Origin of the sequence: Rhodococcus sp. CX, assembly GCF_015865005.1 — a bacterium.
Taxonomy (GTDB): Bacteria; Actinomycetota; Actinomycetes; order Mycobacteriales; family Mycobacteriaceae; genus Rhodococcus.
The window spans coordinates 35,931-52,850 of sequence record NZ_JADZGH010000253.1 but is presented as its reverse complement, the minus strand read 5'-3'; the positions used below and the strand labels follow the sequence as shown (position 1 = coordinate 52,850).

The 16,920-nt window shown below is 69.0% G+C and carries 16 protein-coding genes; 4 read left to right on the top strand and 12 right to left on the bottom strand.

All coding sequences use genetic code 11. From position 1 onward, the window contains the following. The coding region (locus I0Q12_RS27665; protein ID WP_197256669.1) for a MerR family transcriptional regulator at positions 1-648 on the bottom strand (648 nt) is incomplete at its 3' end. A gap of 101 nt (positions 649-749) precedes the next feature. Here I0Q12_RS27665 and I0Q12_RS27660 point away from each other — a divergent pair. Further along, positions 750-1,166 (top strand): hypothetical protein, encoded by a 417-nt coding sequence (locus I0Q12_RS27660; RefSeq protein ID WP_197256651.1) that lies wholly within the window; start codon positions 750-752, stop codon positions 1,164-1,166. On the opposite strand, the gene I0Q12_RS27655 is transcribed toward I0Q12_RS27660, so the two are convergent. From I0Q12_RS27655 to I0Q12_RS27645, 3 genes are read right to left on the bottom strand one after another with little or no spacing between them, the layout of a single operon-like run. Further along, positions 1,125-2,078, bottom strand: a complete 954-nt coding sequence (locus I0Q12_RS27655) for a sugar phosphate isomerase/epimerase (RefSeq protein ID WP_197256649.1) — start codon at positions 2,076-2,078, stop codon at positions 1,125-1,127. The genes I0Q12_RS27660 and I0Q12_RS27655 overlap by 42 nt on opposite strands. A 12-nt stretch (positions 2,079-2,090) precedes the next feature. Continuing rightward, the gene (locus I0Q12_RS27650; protein WP_197256646.1) at positions 2,091-3,350 is read right to left on the bottom strand and encodes a hypothetical protein; all 1,260 of its coding nucleotides are present in this window, start codon (positions 3,348-3,350) and stop codon (positions 2,091-2,093) included. Then, positions 3,347-4,297, bottom strand: a complete 951-nt coding sequence (locus I0Q12_RS27645) for a Ppx/GppA phosphatase family protein (RefSeq protein WP_197256644.1) — start codon at positions 4,295-4,297, stop codon at positions 3,347-3,349. Before I0Q12_RS27645 ends, I0Q12_RS27650 begins: the two co-directional genes overlap by 4 nt. A gap of 45 nt (positions 4,298-4,342) precedes the next feature. Between I0Q12_RS27645 and I0Q12_RS27640 the strand changes: the two genes are divergently transcribed. Then, positions 4,343-5,137, top strand: coding sequence for a hypothetical protein (locus I0Q12_RS27640; RefSeq protein ID WP_197256667.1), 795 nt, complete (start codon positions 4,343-4,345; stop codon positions 5,135-5,137). A 48-nt stretch (positions 5,138-5,185) separates the two neighbouring features. On the opposite strand, the gene I0Q12_RS27635 is transcribed toward I0Q12_RS27640, so the two are convergent. The 3 genes from I0Q12_RS27635 to I0Q12_RS27625 form a co-directional block, all read right to left on the bottom strand. After that, entirely contained in the window at positions 5,186-5,875 is a 690-nt protein-coding gene (locus I0Q12_RS27635) for a response regulator transcription factor (protein WP_197256642.1), read from the bottom strand. 100 nt (positions 5,876-5,975) lie between these two features. Further along, complete coding sequence (locus tag I0Q12_RS27630; RefSeq protein WP_307846571.1) at positions 5,976-7,154, bottom strand: ATP-binding protein; 1,179 nt, start codon at positions 7,152-7,154, stop codon at positions 5,976-5,978. 284 nt (positions 7,155-7,438) lie between these two features. Continuing rightward, the gene (locus I0Q12_RS27625) at positions 7,439-8,194 is read right to left on the bottom strand and encodes a phosphoglyceromutase (RefSeq protein WP_197256640.1); all 756 of its coding nucleotides are present in this window, start codon (positions 8,192-8,194) and stop codon (positions 7,439-7,441) included. Positions 8,195-8,297: 103 nt separating this feature from the next. On the opposite strand from I0Q12_RS27625, the gene I0Q12_RS27620 reads away from it, so the two are divergent. Both I0Q12_RS27620 and I0Q12_RS27615 read left to right on the top strand, forming a co-directional pair. After that, positions 8,298-10,079, top strand: a complete 1,782-nt coding sequence (locus I0Q12_RS27620) for an FAD-dependent oxidoreductase (protein WP_197256638.1) — start codon at positions 8,298-8,300, stop codon at positions 10,077-10,079. Between the two features lie 81 nt (positions 10,080-10,160). After that, complete coding sequence (locus tag I0Q12_RS27615) at positions 10,161-11,780, top strand: FAD-dependent oxidoreductase (protein WP_197256636.1); 1,620 nt, start codon at positions 10,161-10,163, stop codon at positions 11,778-11,780. A 2-nt stretch (positions 11,781-11,782) separates the two neighbouring features. Here the strand turns inward: I0Q12_RS27615 and I0Q12_RS27610 are convergent, their stop codons facing one another. The 5 genes from I0Q12_RS27610 to I0Q12_RS34105 form a co-directional block, all read right to left on the bottom strand. Then, positions 11,783-13,369, bottom strand: coding sequence for an AMP-binding protein (locus tag I0Q12_RS27610; protein ID WP_197256634.1), 1,587 nt, complete (start codon positions 13,367-13,369; stop codon positions 11,783-11,785). A gap of 284 nt (positions 13,370-13,653) precedes the next feature. Then, positions 13,654-13,995 carry a transglycosylase family protein gene (locus I0Q12_RS27605; protein WP_197256632.1) on the bottom strand — a complete coding sequence of 114 codons (342 nt, stop codon included), beginning with the start codon at positions 13,993-13,995 and terminating at the stop codon, positions 13,654-13,656. Between the two features lie 448 nt (positions 13,996-14,443). After that, entirely contained in the window at positions 14,444-15,022 is a 579-nt protein-coding gene (locus I0Q12_RS27600; protein WP_197256629.1) for a YbjN domain-containing protein, read from the bottom strand. After that, the gene (gene mshA, locus I0Q12_RS27595) at positions 15,019-16,362 is read right to left on the bottom strand and encodes a D-inositol-3-phosphate glycosyltransferase (RefSeq protein WP_197256663.1); all 1,344 of its coding nucleotides are present in this window, start codon (positions 16,360-16,362) and stop codon (positions 15,019-15,021) included. The genes I0Q12_RS27600 and mshA overlap by 4 nt, the downstream gene beginning before the upstream one ends. 52 nt (positions 16,363-16,414) lie before the next feature. Next, a partial coding sequence (locus I0Q12_RS34105; protein ID WP_231611560.1) for an alpha/beta fold hydrolase occupies positions 16,415-16,920 on the bottom strand: 506 nt, incomplete at its 5' end.

Below are 16,920 nucleotides of genomic sequence, written 5' to 3'. Positions count from 1 at the left end.
CTGCTGCTCCTGTCGGGGGCGGGGGTCGTCGAAGAAGATGCGGGACGCGAGGTCCTGGTGGGCGAGCCGGCGCATCGCTGTCAGCACCGGCTCATAGAGGGCGGTGCCGAGGACCGCGGCCTCCACGGTGTCCTGACGCGATCCGGTGGGCAGCAGCGCGAGCTCGAGCTCGGCGATCCCGCGGATGTGCCGGCCGTAGACGTCGATGCGTTCGTCGGTCATCGGCAGCCCGGCGGCTTCGAGCGTTTCGAGCGCGCGTTCGAGCTGGGCGACGGCCGCGAAGCGCGGATCGTAGATCTGGCCCAGACGTTCGAGGACGCGCCGGGCCCGCGGGTGGTCGCGGGTACCGGGGTCGCCGGTTTCGGTGTCCGGCGCATAGGGCGGCAGCGCTTCGATGGCGCGCCCGAGGACGGTGAACAGCGGGTCGTCGCGGTTGTCGATCAGGTCGACGACGATCTTGACCTGGTTCAGCGGCAGCCCTCGGGTGACGAGCGCGCGGACAAGGGCGAGACGCCGCACGTGCCGTTCGTCGTAGCGCGCCTGGGTGGCGCTGGTGGTCTCACCCGGCATGAGCAGGCCTTCGCGCAGGTAGTACTTGACGGTCGCGAGCGGCACTCCGGTGCGGGCGACGAGTTCCGAGATTCGCATGTTCACCTCCGATCCTTGACACCGGATACTATAACTATCCAATATTGGATAGCAGAACTATCCAATGATTTCCCGGCCCGGCAGATCAGCGAGGAACCCTCATGAATCCCGTGCTCACCATCGTTCTCGGCATCACCCTGCTCACCGTCGTCGGCATCGCCTTCGGCGGCACCTTCCTGCTCCGCGTCGGCAACGGCAGTGTTCCGGCGAACGACCTGCAGAAAACGTTCTTCCGGGCGGGCCACGCGCACGCCGGTGTCCTCGTGACGCTCGGCGTCCTCGTCGCGGTACTCACCCACGTCGCCGGCACCTCGACCGTGTGGGGGACGACGGGCGCGATCGCCGTGCTGACCTCGGCAATCCTCATCCCGGCCGGATTCTTCCTGTCCGTTCTCGGAGCCGACCCGCAGCGACCGGGACGGATGTTCACATCCGTGTGGGCGGGCGCGGTGTCGCTGGTCGCCGGGCTGGTGATCTCAGGAGTCGCGGTCCTCGCCGCGGGCATCACCGCTCTGTGAACCCGCCTCGATCCGCGCGATCGCCGCGGAACGCGGCTGCACCGGACCCGCGGTGATCGCCCGGCGGGGCGCCCGCTCCAGATGTTCGCGCGCGAACTCGAGCGCCCGCCGCAGCAGGACCGTCCGCTCCGCCCGGGTGCGGGCGCTCTGCGTGCTCACCTCGAGCACCACCTGCCCGGCGAAGTCGCTGTCGGCGAGCCGGCGGCAGATCTCCTCACACGGCTGCGTGCCGTCACCGGGCAGCAGGTGTTCGTCGAGCGACGCACCGCGACCGTCCGCGAGATGCAGGTGGGCGAGCCGCTCCCCCATCCGGTCCGCCAGCGCCGTCGCATCCATACCCGCGGTCGCGGTGTGCGACAGATCCAGCGTGTAGTTCGCGTAGCCGGTGTCCGTCGGGTCGATCGACGGACTGTACGCCGACACTGCCCGCCCGGGACCTCCGCGACGACGCATCCGTTCGGCGCTTCGGCTGCCGAAGAAGGCGTCGGCCCGCATCGGGTACATGTTCTCGACCGCCACCGACACGTGGCTGCTCTCCTCGAGCCGCGCGACCTGGTCGGAGAACCCCTCCGCGTAGCGGCGCTGCCACCGGAACGGCGGGTGCACCACGACCGTCCGCGCCCCCAGTTTCTCGGCGGTCCGGACCGACCGATCGAGTTTGGCCGCGGGATCGGCGCCCCACACGCGCTGGGAGATCAGCAGGCACGGGGCGTGCACGGCCAGCACCGGCATCGCGTACTTGCGGATCAGCGACTGCACCGAACCGACGTCCTGGCTCACCGAATCGGCCCAGACCATCAGCTCGACGCCGTCGTAGCCGAGGTCGGCCGCGAACCGGAATGCCGCCTCGGTGTTCTCCGGATACACCGACGCGGTGGACAACCCCACCAGGATCCGTTGCGCCGTCCCCATACCGATGCGACCTCAGCCGTTCGGCAACAGGAACAGGAGCGGACCGAACGTGACGAACGCCCCGACGGCCAGCGCGATGAGCTGGCTGGTGATGTCGTCGGTCCGGCGCAGGATGCGCACGACCGCCACCAGCCCGACGATCACCAGCAACGCCAGCGCGAACGCGACCCACGGGAGCGAATCCCACAGGCGTTCGAAGCCCTTGAACAGCAGGGCGCCGGCGACGATCGCGGCGATGCTCTCACCGGCGAGCATCGCCCACTGCTTGAGACCGGTCGCGGTGCCCTCGGAGGTCTCCGAGTCGGATTCTTCGCCCGCGTCGGCATCCTCACCGTCCTGAACGGCGTCGCGGCGGCGCTTGCTCCGGCCGCCCGCCTTCGAGTCCTCGGCGTCCTCCGCCGAGTCCTTCGCGTCCTTCGAGCCGGCCTTCGACTTGGCGTTCGTCTTCTTCGCGTTCGCCTTCTTCGGATCGGCGACGGCGCCACCGATCAGATCCGTGTCCTCGAGCGCGTCCGCGTCGTCAGGTCCGGTTCCGTGCAGGTCGCTGGCAGGTCCCGACAGCAACCGCGGTTCCGGGCCGTCGGCCGGCCGCGGGAGGACCGGCGCGGGAGGCACGATCGCCGCGGCGGCCGCGGTCGTCTCGAGGTGGGCGCGCGCACGGCGCGGGAGCGCGGACGGGCGGATCACCTCGGTCGGCGATTCGACCTTCGCGCCGTCCGCGGTGGTCGGCGCGTCCTCGGTGGTCCGCGCCTTACCGGCGGCGGGTGCCGGCTTCGCCGTGACCGGCTCGGGCTTCGAGACCGTGACCGGTGCAGGCTTCGGGGCCGGGACGGGTGCAGGCTTCGAGGCCGTGACCGGTTCGGGCTTCGGCGCACTCGGGGCGGGCGCCTCGACCACCGCGCGGGACGGCGACGGGACGTCCTGCTTCGGGACCTCGCGCTTCGGGGTATCGCGCTTCGGAGCCTCCGGCTTCGGGACTTCGAGCTTCGGGGCGTGGAGCTGCGTGGCTTCGAGTCCGAGGGGTTCGTGCTTCGGGGCTTCGACCACCGGCTCGGGGGCAGGCGCGGGCGCGGCCTTCGCCTCGACGATCGGTTCCGCCGGGGACGGCTGCGCCGGCGTGACGGGGATCTCGCCGGTCAGTTCCGCGACCGAGATACCCCCGCTGGTGCCGCGACGACGTCGCCCACCCGCGCGGGTGTCCACCTTCTTACCGTTGCGCGCGAGCAGTTCGGCAACCGAGATCTGCCCGGTGTCGGGCTTGTGCTCCGTCATTGCGCCACCACCAGTTCGCCCCCCATCTCCGTGTCCAGCTTGCGCAGGATAAGCCCTTCGCGCAGTGCCCACGGGCAGATCTGGACCGACTCCACACCGAGCGCCCGCATGCTCGCTTCCGCGACGAGTGCGCCCGCGACGAGTTGCTCCGAACGATCGGAGCTCACGCCCTCGAGTTCCGCGCGATCGGACGTGGTCATCCGGGAGATGAACGCGATGAGCTGACGCAGCCCGCTCGCGGTGAGGGTCCGTTGCACCCGGATCCCCGCCGACGACGGCGCCGCGCCCGTCAGCCGCGCCAGGGTGCGGAAGGTCTTCGAGGTCGCGACCGTCAGGTCCGGGTCACCGGCGGCACGCAGGTGCTTGGCCGGAGCGGCCAGTTCGGCGTCGAGCCAGTCCCGCAGCGCCGAGATGCGGCGTTTGCCCGGCGGATCCTCGCGGAACCAGTCGCGCGTCAACCGGCCGGCACCGAGCTGCAGCGAGTAGGCGACGTCGGGATCCTCGTCGCCGCCGAACGCGAGCTCGAGGGACCCACCGCCGATGTCGAAGTTCAGGATGCGTCCGGCGCTCCACCCGTACCAGCGGCGGACCGCGAGGAAGGTCAGCCGGGCCTCGTCCTCGCCGGAAAGCACGTCGAGGGTGACGCCGGCCTCGGTACGCACGCGCTGCAGCACCGCGTCGGAATTGCAGGCGTCGCGCACCGCGGAGGTCGCGAAGGCCATCAGCTCACCGCACCCGGAGGTGCGGGCGATGCTCTCGAAGTCGTGCACCGTCTCGACCAGCCGGTCGGCGCCCGACTTCGAGATGTTGCCGTCGTCGTCCAGGCTCTCGGCGAGCCGCAGGGTTGCCTTGGTCGAGCTCATCGGGGTCGGGTGTCCGCCCCGATGAGCATCCACCACGAGCAGATGAACCGTATTGCTTCCGACGTCGAGTACCCCTAGCCGCACATACACAAGGTACTGGGTCTACCGTCGGACACTGTGACAGCAGGTATGTCCGGCAGCGAACCCAAGCTCGACCCGGCCCCGGAAGTTCCCCTCGATTTCCCACGAGAATGGGTCGAGTTCACCGACCCCGACAACGACGAACATGTGATCGCCGCAGACCTCACTTGGCTGCTTTCGCGCTGGACATGCGTGTTCGGCACACCCGCATGCCAGGGCATCATCGAGGGCCGGCCGGACGACGGCTGCTGCTCGCACGGTGCGTTCCTGTCGGACGACGAGGACCTCGAGAAGCTCAACGCGGCAGTGAAACATCTCACGGCCGACGACTGGCAGCTCATGAAGAAGGGGCTCGGCAAGAAGGGCTACCTCGAGGAGGACGACCTCGACGACGAGCCCGCGCTGCGCACCCGCCGCTACAAGGGCGCGTGCATCTTCCTGAACCGTCCCGGCTTCGAGGGCGGCATCGGCTGTGCCCTGCACAAGATGGCACTGCGTCGCGGCATCGAACCGCTCGAGATGAAACCCGACGTGTGCTGGCAGCTGCCGATCCGGCGCACCCAGGATTGGGTCGAGCGCCCGGACGGCACCGAGATCCTCCGCACCGTCATCACGGAATACGACCGCCGCGGCTGGGGTGAGGGCGGGCACGACCTGAACTGGTACTGCTCCGGCTCCCCCGACGCGCATGTCGGATCCCGGCCGGTGTGGCAGTCGTACGCACCGGAGCTGCGGGAGCTGCTCGGCACCGCCGCGTACGACGAACTCGCGCGCCTGTGCAAGCGCCGCGAAGGCCTCGGCCTGATCGCGGTGCATCCCGCCACGGCCGCCGCCCAAAAGTGACCCGTGCGTGGTTTCGGTAGCAGCCGCTACCGAAACCACGCACGAGGATCAGGGTTCGAGTTTGTACCCGAGGCCCCGGACGGTGAGCAGGTGCCGGGGCTTGGCGGGATCCGCCTCGATCTTCGAACGCAACCGCTTGACGTGCACGTCCAGAGTCTTGGTGTCGCCGACGTAGTCGGCGCCCCACACCCGGTCGATGAGCTGTCCGCGGGTGAGCACGCGACCGGAATTGCGCAGCAGGTACTCGAGCAGGTCGAATTCCTTGAGCGGAAGCGTGATCGGCTCGCCGTCGACGTGCACGACGTGCCGGTCGACGTCCATCCGCACCGGACCCGCCTCGAGGACCGCGTCGTCGACCTGGCTGTCGGCATCGCTCTCGGCACCGCGGCGCAGCACCGCGCGGATGCGGGCGATCAGTTCCCGCGCCGAGTACGGCTTCGTGACGTAGTCGTCGGCGCCGAGCTCGAGCCCGACCACCTTGTCGATCTCGCTGTCCCGCGCGGTCACCATGATCACCGGCACGCTCGAGCGGCTGCGCAGCTGTTTGCACACGTCGGTGCCGCTCATTCCGGGCAACATGAGATCGAGCAGGACGATGTCCGCGCCGGCACGATCGAACTCCGCCAGAGCCGACGGCCCGTCGGTGACGACGGTGGTTTCGAAACCCTCCTTGCGCAGCAGGAACGCCAGCGGATCCGCCAGCGATTCCTCGTCCTCCACGATCAGCACATTCGTCACCGCAGGCCTCCGTACCTTTCGTCGTCCGCGACCGCGACAGTCGCGTGGTTCGCCACACGAGATGCGGCAGAATCTTCCTTCTCAGGGCAGCTGGGATCGTTCAACGCTGTCCGGCCCCCGCCTCGGGCTTGGCCCGGACCTCGTCCTCGTCGCTCTGTTCGAAATGGGCCGGGATCAGCAGGGTGAATGTGGAACCGGTCCCGGGTCGGCTCCACAGGGTGATCTCGCCGTTGTGGTTGGCCGCGACGTGCTTGACGATCGCAAGACCCAAACCGGTGCCGCCCGTCGCCCGCGACCGCGCCTTGTCCACCCGGAAGAACCGCTCGAACACCCGCTCCTGGTCTTCCTTCGCGATTCCGATGCCGCGGTCGGTGACCGCGATCGCGACCTTCCCGTCGCGCAGCGACCGGCTCACCGAGACGGGCGAGCCCTTCGGCGAGTACGCGATGGCGTTCTCGATGAGATTGGTGAGCGCGGTGACGAGCAGGCTCTGGTCCCCGAGTACCTCGTAGCCGGTGGACCGATCGGTGGCGACGACGATGTCGGCGTTCTCCGCGGTCAGCGCAGTGCGTTCGAGGGCTTCCTTCACGACGGAGTCGACGTCGACGATGTCGAGGTCGGGCATCTTCTCGGCGCCCTGCAGTTTGGACAGGGAGATCAGTTCGGTGACCATGTTGCCGAGCCGATGCGCTTCGCTCTGCACCCGCTGCCCGAAGTAGCGCACGGTCTCGGGATCGTCGACGGATTCGAGGAGTGCCTCGGCGAGCAGCGCCATCGCGCCGACCGGCGTCTTGAGTTCGTGGCTGACGTTCGCGACGAAGTCGCGCCGGGTCGCTTCCATACGCACCATCTCGGAGTCGTCGATGGCGTACAGCGCGACGAAGCGGGGATCGTCGTCGAAGAGACGGCTGGCACGGCAGCGCACCGCGAGTCCGTCCCGGCCGCGCCGGTTCGGATCGCCGAGGTCCAGTTCGATGACCTGGTCGCGATCGAGGATCTTGTTGGCGACGACCCAGGCGCGGTCGTCGATGCGCCGGTTGCGGACGAGTCCGAGTTCCTCGGCGCGAGGATTGAACAGAATCACGTCGTGGAACTTGTCGACGACGGCGATGCCGGTGGAGGCGGAGTAGACGACGCGGTCGAGGACCTGCCCCATGGTCAGTTCGGTCTCGCTGCTTCCGCTGCTGCGGGACCGGGCGATCCACATCAGTCCGGCGCCGACGGCGGCTCCGACGACCGCGGCGAAACCGGCGAGCAGAACGCTCTGCAACACACTCACGATTCGAATCGTACGTACGGCCGGGGAGATGAGAACGGCGGGTTCGCCCGTTTCGGGGCACGTCACACGGCATTTTTGCGAGGTTTGCCGGTTGTTAACCGGCAGTTTGCCGGGACCGCACGACGTCGCGCGCGGCCCCGGCAGAGCTCCTCGCCCGAGCTCCCCGTCCGGATCCCGGCTCCCGCTCTCCCGATCCGAGCGAATGTATCCTTCGTCTCCTCTGACTGATCGAGCGAATGTACCGTTCGCTCGGAAAAGGGCGGGGGCCGAAGAGGCGAGGGGTGCTACCGGCCGCCCTGGGAGGCGACGGCGGCGGCACCGGCCGCGGCGGCCTCGGGATCGAGGTAGGTGCCACCCCGGTTCAGCGGGCGCAGGTTCTCGTCGAGGTCGTAGCGCAGCGGGATGCCGGTCGGGATGTTCAGGCCCGCGATCGCCTCGTCGGAGATTCCGTCGAGGTGCTTGACGAGCGCACGAAGCGAGTTGCCGTGTGCGGTGACGAGCACGGTCTTGCCGGCGAGGAGGTCCTTGGAGATGGTCTCCTCCCAGTACGGGATGAGCCGCTCGACGACGTCCTTCAGGCACTCGGTGAGCGGGATCTCGTCGACGCCGGCGTAGCGCACGTCCGCGTCCTGGCTGTACTTGCTGCCGGGCTCGATCGGCGGCGGCGGGGTGTCGTAGCTACGACGCCACAGCATGAACTGCTCCTCGCCGAATTCGTCCTTGATCTCGGCCTTGTTCTTGCCCTGCAGCGCACCGTAGTGCCGCTCGTTGAGGCGCCAGTCGCGAACGACGGGGATCCAGTGGCGGTCGGCGGCGTCGAGCGCGATGTTCGCGGTGCTGATGGCACGGCGCAGCAGCGAGGTGTAGAGCACGTCCGGGAGCACGCCGTGCTCCTTGAGCAGTTCGCCGGCGCGCTTGCCCTCTGCGATGCCCTTGTCGGTCAGGCGCACGTCCACCCAGCCGGTGAACAGGTTCATCGCGTTCCATTCGCTCTCGCCGTGGCGGAGCAATACAAGTGTTCCGATACTCATAGCTCCCAATCCTGGCACGTCACGATCGCCATTCGGCCACGGGAGGGCCGTCCCGTCGACTATATGTGACAACAAGCGTTTTCACTCGACTCGCGAACGCTGGGGGGTTCACATGATCGACGCCCGTTTCTCCCGCCGCACCGCCCTGACCGCCCTGGGACTTCTCGGTGCCGCCGCCGCACTCCCGGGCGGCGCCGGCGCAGGTCCCGCACCCCGGCCCGGACCGCGCTCACCCGCGCTGCGGTCGACCGGTCGCCGCGTCGCGGTTCTCGGTGGCGGCATGGCCGGACTGACCGCAGCCCACGAACTGATCGAGCGCGGATTCGAGGTCACCGTCCACGAACCGACCGCACTCGGCGGCAAGGCCCGGAGCATCCCGTCGCCCGGCACCGCGGCGGGCGGCCGGCTGGACCTGCCCGGCGAGCACGGATTCCGGTTCTTCCCGGGCTTCTACCAGCACATCCCGGATACGATGCGCCGAATCCCGTTCCCCGGCAACCCGAACGGCGTCTTCGACAATCTCGTCGCGGGCGACGCCTTCCGGCTCGCCCTGCCCGGCGCCCCCGATCTGACGGCACCGGCGACGATCGCGCCGCTGCGCACCGACATCTACGACCCGGCGACTCTGCAGCAGTCGCTGGCCGCGGCGTTCTCACTCGGTGGCGCGATTCCGCCGCACGAGCTCGCCGTCTTCCTGCGCAAACTCGTCATGTTCCTCACCAGTAGCATCGAGCGGCGCGACGGGGAATGGGAGCACCAGACCTGGTCGCAGACGCTCGAGAGCGACGGAAAATCGCAGGGCTACCGCGACATCCTGGTTTCCGCGCTGACCCGGCAACTCGTCGCGGCCCGTCCCGCGGTGGTGTCGACCCGCACCATCGGGATCATGGGTCAGGCATTCGTCTGGAATGCGATGGGCACCGTCCCCACCTACGGTCACCTGGACAGGCTGTTGTCCGCTCCGACCAACGAGGCCTGGATCGAGCCGTGGGCGCAGCTGTTGCGCGACCTCGGCGTCCGGTTCGAGATGGGTTGGGCAGCAGAGGCATTGGAGATGTCCGGCGGCCGGATCAGCGCGGCCCGCATGGTCGACCGCTCCGGCGGCACTCGGACCGTCGAGGCGGACTGGTTCGTCGCGGCGATGCCCGTCGAACGCGCGGTGCCGCTGTGGTCACCGGAGATCCTCGCCGCGGATCCTCGCCTGGAGGGGATGCGGCAGCTCCACACCGACTGGATGGTGGGCATCCAGTACTTCCTGCGCCGCCCCACCCCGATCGCGAAAGGCCATGTCGCCTACCTCGGATCACCGTGGGCCCTCACCTCGATCAGCCAGGCACAGTTCTGGCGCGGCGACTTCGCCGCGCGCTACGGCGACGGCTCCGCGCACGACTGCCTGTCGGTCGACATCTCGGACTGGGACACCCCCGGCATCCTGTTCGGCAAGACCGCCAAGGAATGCACTCGCGAGGAGATCGCGAAGGAAACCTGGGCGCAGATGTCGGTCTGCCTCGCCGACAGCGCCGGAACGCTCGACGAGAACGACGTGGTGTCTTGGTTTCTCGACCCCGGATTACGCTGGGGCGCAGGAGGAATCACCAACGACACGCCGCTGCTCATCAACACCGTCGGATCGAGGGCGAACCGGCCCGAGGCGCGGACCGCGATCCCGAATCTGTTCCTGTCCGGCGACTACGTGCGCACCGACATCGACCTGGCGACGATGGAATCGGCGAACGAGTCGGCCCGCGCCGCGGTGACGGCACTGCTCGAGGCCGCCGACTCCCCCGCCGCCCCACCGGCGATGTACCGCCTGCACGAGCCGCCGGAACTCGAACCCGCGCGGCGCATCGACGCGGATCGGTATCGGGCGGGCCTACCGCACCTGCTGGCGTAGCAGCGACACGGCCGGAAACGCCACGAACCGGCATACCGGAGACGACAATCGTCGCGGGATTCCTCGACGAAAGGCCGGACGATGACCGACGCACGCACCGACAGCGACGTACTCGTGGTGGGCGCCGGCCCGGTGGGATTGACCGCGGCGCTCGAACTACGCCGGCGGGGCATCGACGTGACCGTCGTCGACCGGTCGGCCGAACCCATGCAGTACGCGAAAGCCGTTGGTGTGCAGCCACGTACCCTCGAGATCTGGGACACGATGGGGGTGGTACGGCCCGCGCTCGATGCCGCGACCCCGTTCCGGGGACAGCTCATGTTCGTCGACGGGGAACCCGCCGGGCGGATCGACCTGTCGTTGCCCGACGACGTGCCGTACCGCTTCGTCGCACTCCCCCAGAACGAAACCGAACGGGTGTTGCGGCAGGCACTCGCCGACCACGGCACCGTGGTGCACCGCGGCGTCGAACTGACCGGGTTCACGCACGACGACACCGGGGTCGTGGCGACCTTGCGCGACGGCTCCGGCGCTTCGTCGCCGTTCACCGCCCGGTACCTGGTGGGATGCGACGGCGCCCACAGCACCGTCCGGAAAGGTCTCGGTCTCGAGTTCGAGGGCGACGCGTTCCCCGAGGAGTACATGCTCGCCGACGTCGAGGTCGACTGGTCGCTGCCCGAGGGTTACGCGGTCCGGTCGACCCGGCAGGAGAACGGCGCCGTCACCGATCTGCTCGTGTGCATTCCGCTGCCCGGCACCGGCCGCTACCGGATGTCGATGCTCGCCGCCGACGATCTCCTCGTGGGTGCGCGGAGCGGCGAGATCGCGCACGGTCTCGAGAGCAGTCGCCGCCCCGAACTGGGCCACATCCAAGCGGTGCTCGACCGGCTCGCTCCCGAACCGGTACGTGCGCGAAACATGCGGTGGTCGTCGGTGTTCCGAATCAGCCATCGCATCGCCGCGCACTACGGTTCGGGCCGGATCTTCCTGGCCGGCGACGCCGCGCACATCCATCCGCCGACCGGCGCGCAAGGAATGAACACGGGAATCCAGGACGCCTACAACCTGGGCTGGAAACTGGCCCTCGCGGTTCGCGACCGCGCCGCGGACGGACTGCTCGACAGCTACGACGCCGAACGCCGGCCCGTCGGAGCGGAAGTCGTCGGCCGCACGGTCCGCGCCGCGCGCAGCGGGATCGGTGCCGGCGAGCAGGACGCCGCCACGGTCATCGCGCGCGAGGCGCAGTTGCTCGTCGGATATCCGGGAAGCCCGATCGTCGATACGTCCGGGTCGGACGGTCGCGCTCCCGCACCCGGCGAGCGGGCACCCGACGCGACCGGGCTACGGCAGGACAGCGTGGCCCGCGACCTGCGGGTCCACGAGTTGTTCCGGCACACCGGCCACACGGTGCTGCTGTGGGCGCCCACCGAACCGGCGCTCGCGGCGACGAGCGAGCTCGCGGCGCGGCTGATCGAACGCTTCGGGGAATGGATGCGGGTGTACACGCTCGTGCCGTCCGAGCTGCCGGCCCCGGCCTGCGGTCGCGTGCTGCGCGACTCCCTCGGCAGCTTCGCCCGCGGCTACCACCTCGACGGGACCGCCGCGGTGGTGGTGCGACCCGACGGATACGTGGGTTCGCGCGCGCAGGATCCGGATTTCGACACGCTCGAGGCGTATCTGGACCGGATCCTGCGCGCCTGAACTCAGGCGTTCGCCGCCCGCAGATCCTTGCGGAGGATCTTGCCGGCCGCCGACTTCGGCACCACGTCGATGAACTGCACCTGACGGACCTTCTTGTGCGGCGAGACGCGCTCGGCGACGAACGTCATCACTTCGTCCTCGCTCAGCTCGGCGCCGGGCTGCCGCACGACGAACGCCTTGGGAACCTCTTCGCCCTCGTCGTCGAGCACACCGATCACGGCGGCGTCCGCGATCTGCGGGTGCGTGAGCAGCAGCGCCTCGAGCTCGGCCGGCGGTACCTGGTAGCCCTTGTACTTGATGAGCTCCTTGAGCCGGTCGACGATCGTGACGACGCCGTGCCCGTCGACGGTCGCGATGTCACCGGTGTGCAGGTAGCCGTCGGCGTCGAGGGTTTCGGCGGTGGCTTCGGGATTGCCGAGGTAGCCGACCATGATGTTCGGGCCCTTGCACCACAGCTCTCCGGGCTCGGAGACGCCGTCTCCCTCCGGGTACGCGACCTCTTCCCCGGTGACCGGGTCGACGATCTTGCATTCCATATTCGCGATGGTCGGGCCGACGGAGTCGAGGGCGGTGTCGTCGTCGTCGAACGGGATGGCGTGGCTGACCGGGCTCATCTCCGACATGCCGTAGCCCTGCCGGACCTTGCATCCGAGCCGGCGCGCGACGGCGCCGCCGAGTTCCCGGTCCAGCGGCGCCGCACCCGAGAAGATCGTGTGCACGCTGGACAGGTCGTATTCGTCGACGAGGGGGTGCTTGGCCAGTGCCACGGCGACCGGCGGGGCGACGAACACGTAGGTGCACTTCTGCTCGGAGACGAGCGTGAGGAACTGGACAAGGTCGAACTTCGGCATCGTCACGAGCGACGCCCGGTTGTACAGGGCGGCGTTGAGCAGCACGGTCATGCCGTAGATGTGGAAGAACGGCAGGACGGCGAGGATGCGGTCGTCGGCGGCGATCCCCATGCGCGGGGTGATCTGACAGACGTTGGCGACGAGGTTGGTGTGGGTGAGCATGACCCCTTTGGGCCGCCCGGTGGTGCCCGAGGAGTACGGCAGCACCGCGAGGTGGGTGGCGGGATCGAAGCTGACGTCCGGGGCGGGGGCGCCTTCGGTGAGCAGGTCACGCAGCGAGGGATGTCCCTCGGCGCCGTCGAGGACGACGAGCAGCTCGTCCGGGATGCCGACCTTCGCGGCGGCCTCCTTCGCCTGTGGGAGCAGCGGCGAGATGGTGACGAGCGCCTTGGCGTGCGAGTCCTCGAGCTGCTTGACGATGTCCTCGGCGGTGTACAGCGCGTTGATGGTCGTCGCGGTCGCGCCGGCCCGCAGGATGCCGTGGAACACCGAGCCGAATGCGGGAATGTTCGGCGAGAGCAGGCCGACGACGTCTCCGACTCCGACGCCGCGCGCGGCGAGTGCCCCGGCCACGCCGTTGATCTGCCCGATGAGCGTGCGGTAGTCCGTCACCTGACCGGAGAGCCCGTCGACGAATGCGGGTCGGTCCAGGTCGGCCTCGGCGACGGAACCGAAGAGAAAATCGTAGACACTCAGTGCCGGAATCTCGACGTCGGGGAACGGGCTGCGGAAACTCATGACATGTCCTCCGGTACAGACGTGGTGGCACTCGGTGCCAGGTAGGTCGCAGGTAACATTACCCGACCGATGTGAATGAAGTCACATCAAGATCCGGACATTACCCGCGATCGCCCCGAGGATCACGCACCCCGCGTCTGCCTGCACCGTGTTCCACACGGCCACCTGCACCGTGTTCCACACGTCCACTGCACCGTGTTCCACATGCACGGAAGCCCCCGGACGCGAATGTCTCGCGCCCGAGGGCTTCGTGGATGCGTCACCGGCCGACAGCCGGGAGACGATCAGAGGTACTGACCGCAGACCGGCCACGCGCCGCGGCCCTGACCCGACAGGACGTTCTCCGCGACCGCGATCTGCTGCTCGCGGCTGGCCTGGTTGGCGGTGGGGGCGTACTGCGTGCCGCCGTACGCGGCCCAGGTGCTCGGAGTGAACTGGAGGCCGCCCTGGTAACCGTTGCCGGTGTTGATGGCCCAGTTGCCGCCGCTCTCGCACTGCGCCACGGCATCCCAGTTTCCGGAGGCAGCGTTGGCGGTGCCGGCGCCCAGGGCAACAGGGGCGACCAGGAGGGCGGCGCCTGCCGCGATGGAACCGAGGGTGCGCTTGGTGAAGGTGAGCTTTGCCATGTGGGGTGGAATCCTCTCCGCGTCTGCTGACGGGACGATCTGCGAAAAGTGCGCCCGGAGAACACATGCACCCGAAAACCGGCTCTTGTGAGCGCTGGCTCCCGGAACACGCGGGTCCGGAACTGCGGATCGTTCCGCCCCTGCCCCTCGAAGGTTTTGTGTGACCGATCCCGCGGGGGCAGAGCAAGCGGCGGCGGGTCGGTATTCGGTAAGGCCCGTTGAGTTCGGGCCGGGCTCGTCGTTTCGAGCCGATAACGACGTTAAGCGCCCGTCTCGGAAAGGTCACGCCCCAATTTTTCGGGACGCCCGTCCCACATTCCAAGATCAACTACGGAAAAACGCCAGGTCGCTCCCGAATTATCGGCGCGCACCCACCGTTTCGTTACAGCGGTGTTTCGTGACGAGCGTCACATGGATTCTGTGGACCGGGTCACGCGTATCGGACAGATCACGAACCGCCGGGCGTGCCGTCCTCGGACGTGACATTGCCGGCGTCTGGCGTGGGAATGTCGGACTTGCCCGGTGATTCCGTTCCCGCACCGTCGTTTTCGATCAGGTGACGGAAAGGCTCCAGATTGCGCAGCGACTCCCCGCGCGAGACCCGCCAGTCCCATTCCCGCTTGATCGACGTCAGGAAGCCCAGTCCCAGCAGCACATTGAAGTCGTAATCGGCCGCCTCGAGGATCTGCCCGAGCACCGCGTCGAGTTCCTCCGGCGTCACCGACTGCTCCGACAGCCGGCCGACCAGATAGATGTCGCCGATCTTGTCGAGGGTGTACGCCACGCCGTACAGGCGGCGATTGCGCCGCAGCAGGTACTTGTAGACGCCCTCGAAGTTCTCGTCGGGCTTGCGGCACACGAACGCCTCGAAACGCACCCCGTGGTTGCCGAGCGTCAGCAGCGTCGTCGTCTCCAGCTTGTTCTCTCCGGGGAGCGTGACGACGAAGTGCCCGCCCTCCTTCCGGGAGAACTTCAGGCCGCGGTCGCGCAGCGTCGACTCGATCAGTTCGCTCAGGTCCGCACTCATGCCTTCACCCCTCCTGTCCGACGCAGCTTCCACAATCCGCGCTGCCTGCGCATCGAGAACTCGCCGGTCCCGAATGCCCGGTTCCGTCGCGCGCCGGCTCTGCGGTAGGCGGCGAGCAGTCCGTCTGCGGTGTGTTCCCACGAGAAGTTCTCGGCATGCCTCGGCGCCGCGGCCGCGAGCACCTCGCGGCGGCCGCGGTCGGCGACCAGCGATCCCAGGGCCGCGGCCCAGTCCTCGGTGCGGTGGCCGTCGACGAGCACACCCGTCTCGCCGTCGCGCACCGCCACACCCAGACCCCCGACGTTCGCAGCGATCACCGGGACACCGCACGCCTGTGCCTCGATGGCAACCAGCCCGAACGACTCCGAATAACTGGGCACGGCAACGAGATCCGATGCGCGATACACCTGCACCAGGCGATCCGAGGGCTGCGGCGGCAGGAACGTCACCCGCGCCGTGATACCGAGTTCGGCAGCGAGTTCGATCAGCGAATCCGGGCGTTCGAGGCCGGTACCGGAGGGACCGCCGACGATCAGCACCCGCAACGGCAGGTCCGGTGCGTCGGCTACGGCACGCGCGGCGGCACGCAGCAGTACGTCCGGCGCCTTGAGCGGCTGGATGCGGCCGACGAACGTCACGATCGTCTCGCGCGGATCCAGCCCGAGTTCGAACCGGGCGCGGGCGCGGTCGCCGGGGCGGTAGCGCGAAAGGTCGGCGCCCGGCGCGACCACGTCGATCTTCGCCGGATCGGCGTGGTAGATGCTCTCGAGGGCGTGCGCCTCGTCGACGGTGTTGGCGACCAGCCGGTCCGATTCCGCGACGACCTGCTGCTCGCCGATCTGCCGGGCCACCGGTTCCGGGGTGTCCCCCGCAGCCAGCGACGCGTTCTTCACCGCGGCGAGCGTGTGGGCGGTGTGCACGAGCGGCACCCCCCAGCGGTCCCGTGCGAGCCAGCCCACCTGGCCGGACAGCCAGTAGTGGGAATGCACCAGGTCGTAGTAGCCGGGCGCGTGGCGGGCCTCTTCGCGCAGGACACCGGCCGCGAACGCGCACAACTGGGTGGGCAGATCGTGCTTGTCCAGGCCCTCGAACGGCCCGGCCTCGATGTTGCGGACCAGCACACCGGGTGCGGCTTCCTGCACTGCCGGGTCCGCCGACGACGTGGCCCGGGTGAAGATCTCGACCTCGACACCGCGGCGGGCGAGCTGCAGCGACGTCTGCAGCACGTAGACGTTCATTCCGCCCGCATCCCCGGTGCCGGGTTGCGCCAGCGGAGAGGTGTGGACCGAGATCACGGCTACGCGTCGGGGTCTGCCGGGCTGAGACGTCACGGGCTCCATACTGCCCTGTCCGGCACCCACGCTCCCATCTGCCCCCGTCGCCGCCCCGCGCCTACCCGAGCGTGTCGACGAAGCGCACGACGTCCTCGGCGAACCGACGCGGGTCCTCCACGAACGGCCCGTGCCCGGCACCGTCCCAACAGGAGGTGGTCGCGCGTGGCAGGAGGCTCGCCGCGTGCTCGGCCGCCGAGATGTCGACCACCGCATCGGCCGTGCCGTGCAACACCAGGACCGGGAGGTCGAGTTCGCGCAGCAGGTCGTCGTTTCCGACGGTGCGGGCGAACAGCGCGGACCGGACCCGCGGCGGTGTCCTCAGGCTGCTCCCGAGGAGCGCCTGGGCGGTCTCCCCGGTCGCCTCGGACCGGCCCGCCCCGACGAGGGATTCGGCGAACGCGCCGAGGGCCGGGACCGCGATCTGCGGGTCCTCGGACATCGCGGCCGGGATCGCCGCGCGCATCGCCGCACCGACCTTGCCGCCCTTCTCGCCGCGGCCGATGCTCGTGATCGCACCCACCAGCACGACACCGGCGACGTCCGCGGTCCCGTGGACGGCCAGGT

What these genes read in the sequence shown, in the direction of transcription:
- I0Q12_RS27660 (WP_197256651.1), top strand. Translation starts at nt 750, where the DNA reads ATGAATCCCGTGCTCACCATCGTTCTCGGCATCACCCTGCTCACCGTC.
- I0Q12_RS27655 (WP_197256649.1), bottom strand. Translation starts at nt 2,078, where the DNA reads ATGGGGACGGCGCAACGGATCCTGGTGGGGTTGTCCACCGCGTCGGTG.
- I0Q12_RS27650 (WP_197256646.1), bottom strand. Translation starts at nt 3,350, where the DNA reads ATGACGGAGCACAAGCCCGACACCGGGCAGATCTCGGTTGCCGAACTG.
- I0Q12_RS27640 (WP_197256667.1), top strand. Translation starts at nt 4,343, where the DNA reads ATGTCCGGCAGCGAACCCAAGCTCGACCCGGCCCCGGAAGTTCCCCTC.
- I0Q12_RS27620 (WP_197256638.1), top strand. Translation starts at nt 8,298, where the DNA reads ATGATCGACGCCCGTTTCTCCCGCCGCACCGCCCTGACCGCCCTGGGA.
- I0Q12_RS27615 (WP_197256636.1), top strand. Translation starts at nt 10,161, where the DNA reads ATGACCGACGCACGCACCGACAGCGACGTACTCGTGGTGGGCGCCGGC.
- I0Q12_RS27610 (WP_197256634.1), bottom strand. Translation starts at nt 13,369, where the DNA reads ATGAGTTTCCGCAGCCCGTTCCCCGACGTCGAGATTCCGGCACTGAGT.
- I0Q12_RS27605 (WP_197256632.1), bottom strand. Translation starts at nt 13,995, where the DNA reads ATGGCAAAGCTCACCTTCACCAAGCGCACCCTCGGTTCCATCGCGGCA.
- I0Q12_RS27600 (WP_197256629.1), bottom strand. Translation starts at nt 15,022, where the DNA reads ATGAGTGCGGACCTGAGCGAACTGATCGAGTCGACGCTGCGCGACCGC.
- mshA (WP_197256663.1), bottom strand. Translation starts at nt 16,362, where the DNA reads ATGGAGCCCGTGACGTCTCAGCCCGGCAGACCCCGACGCGTAGCCGTG.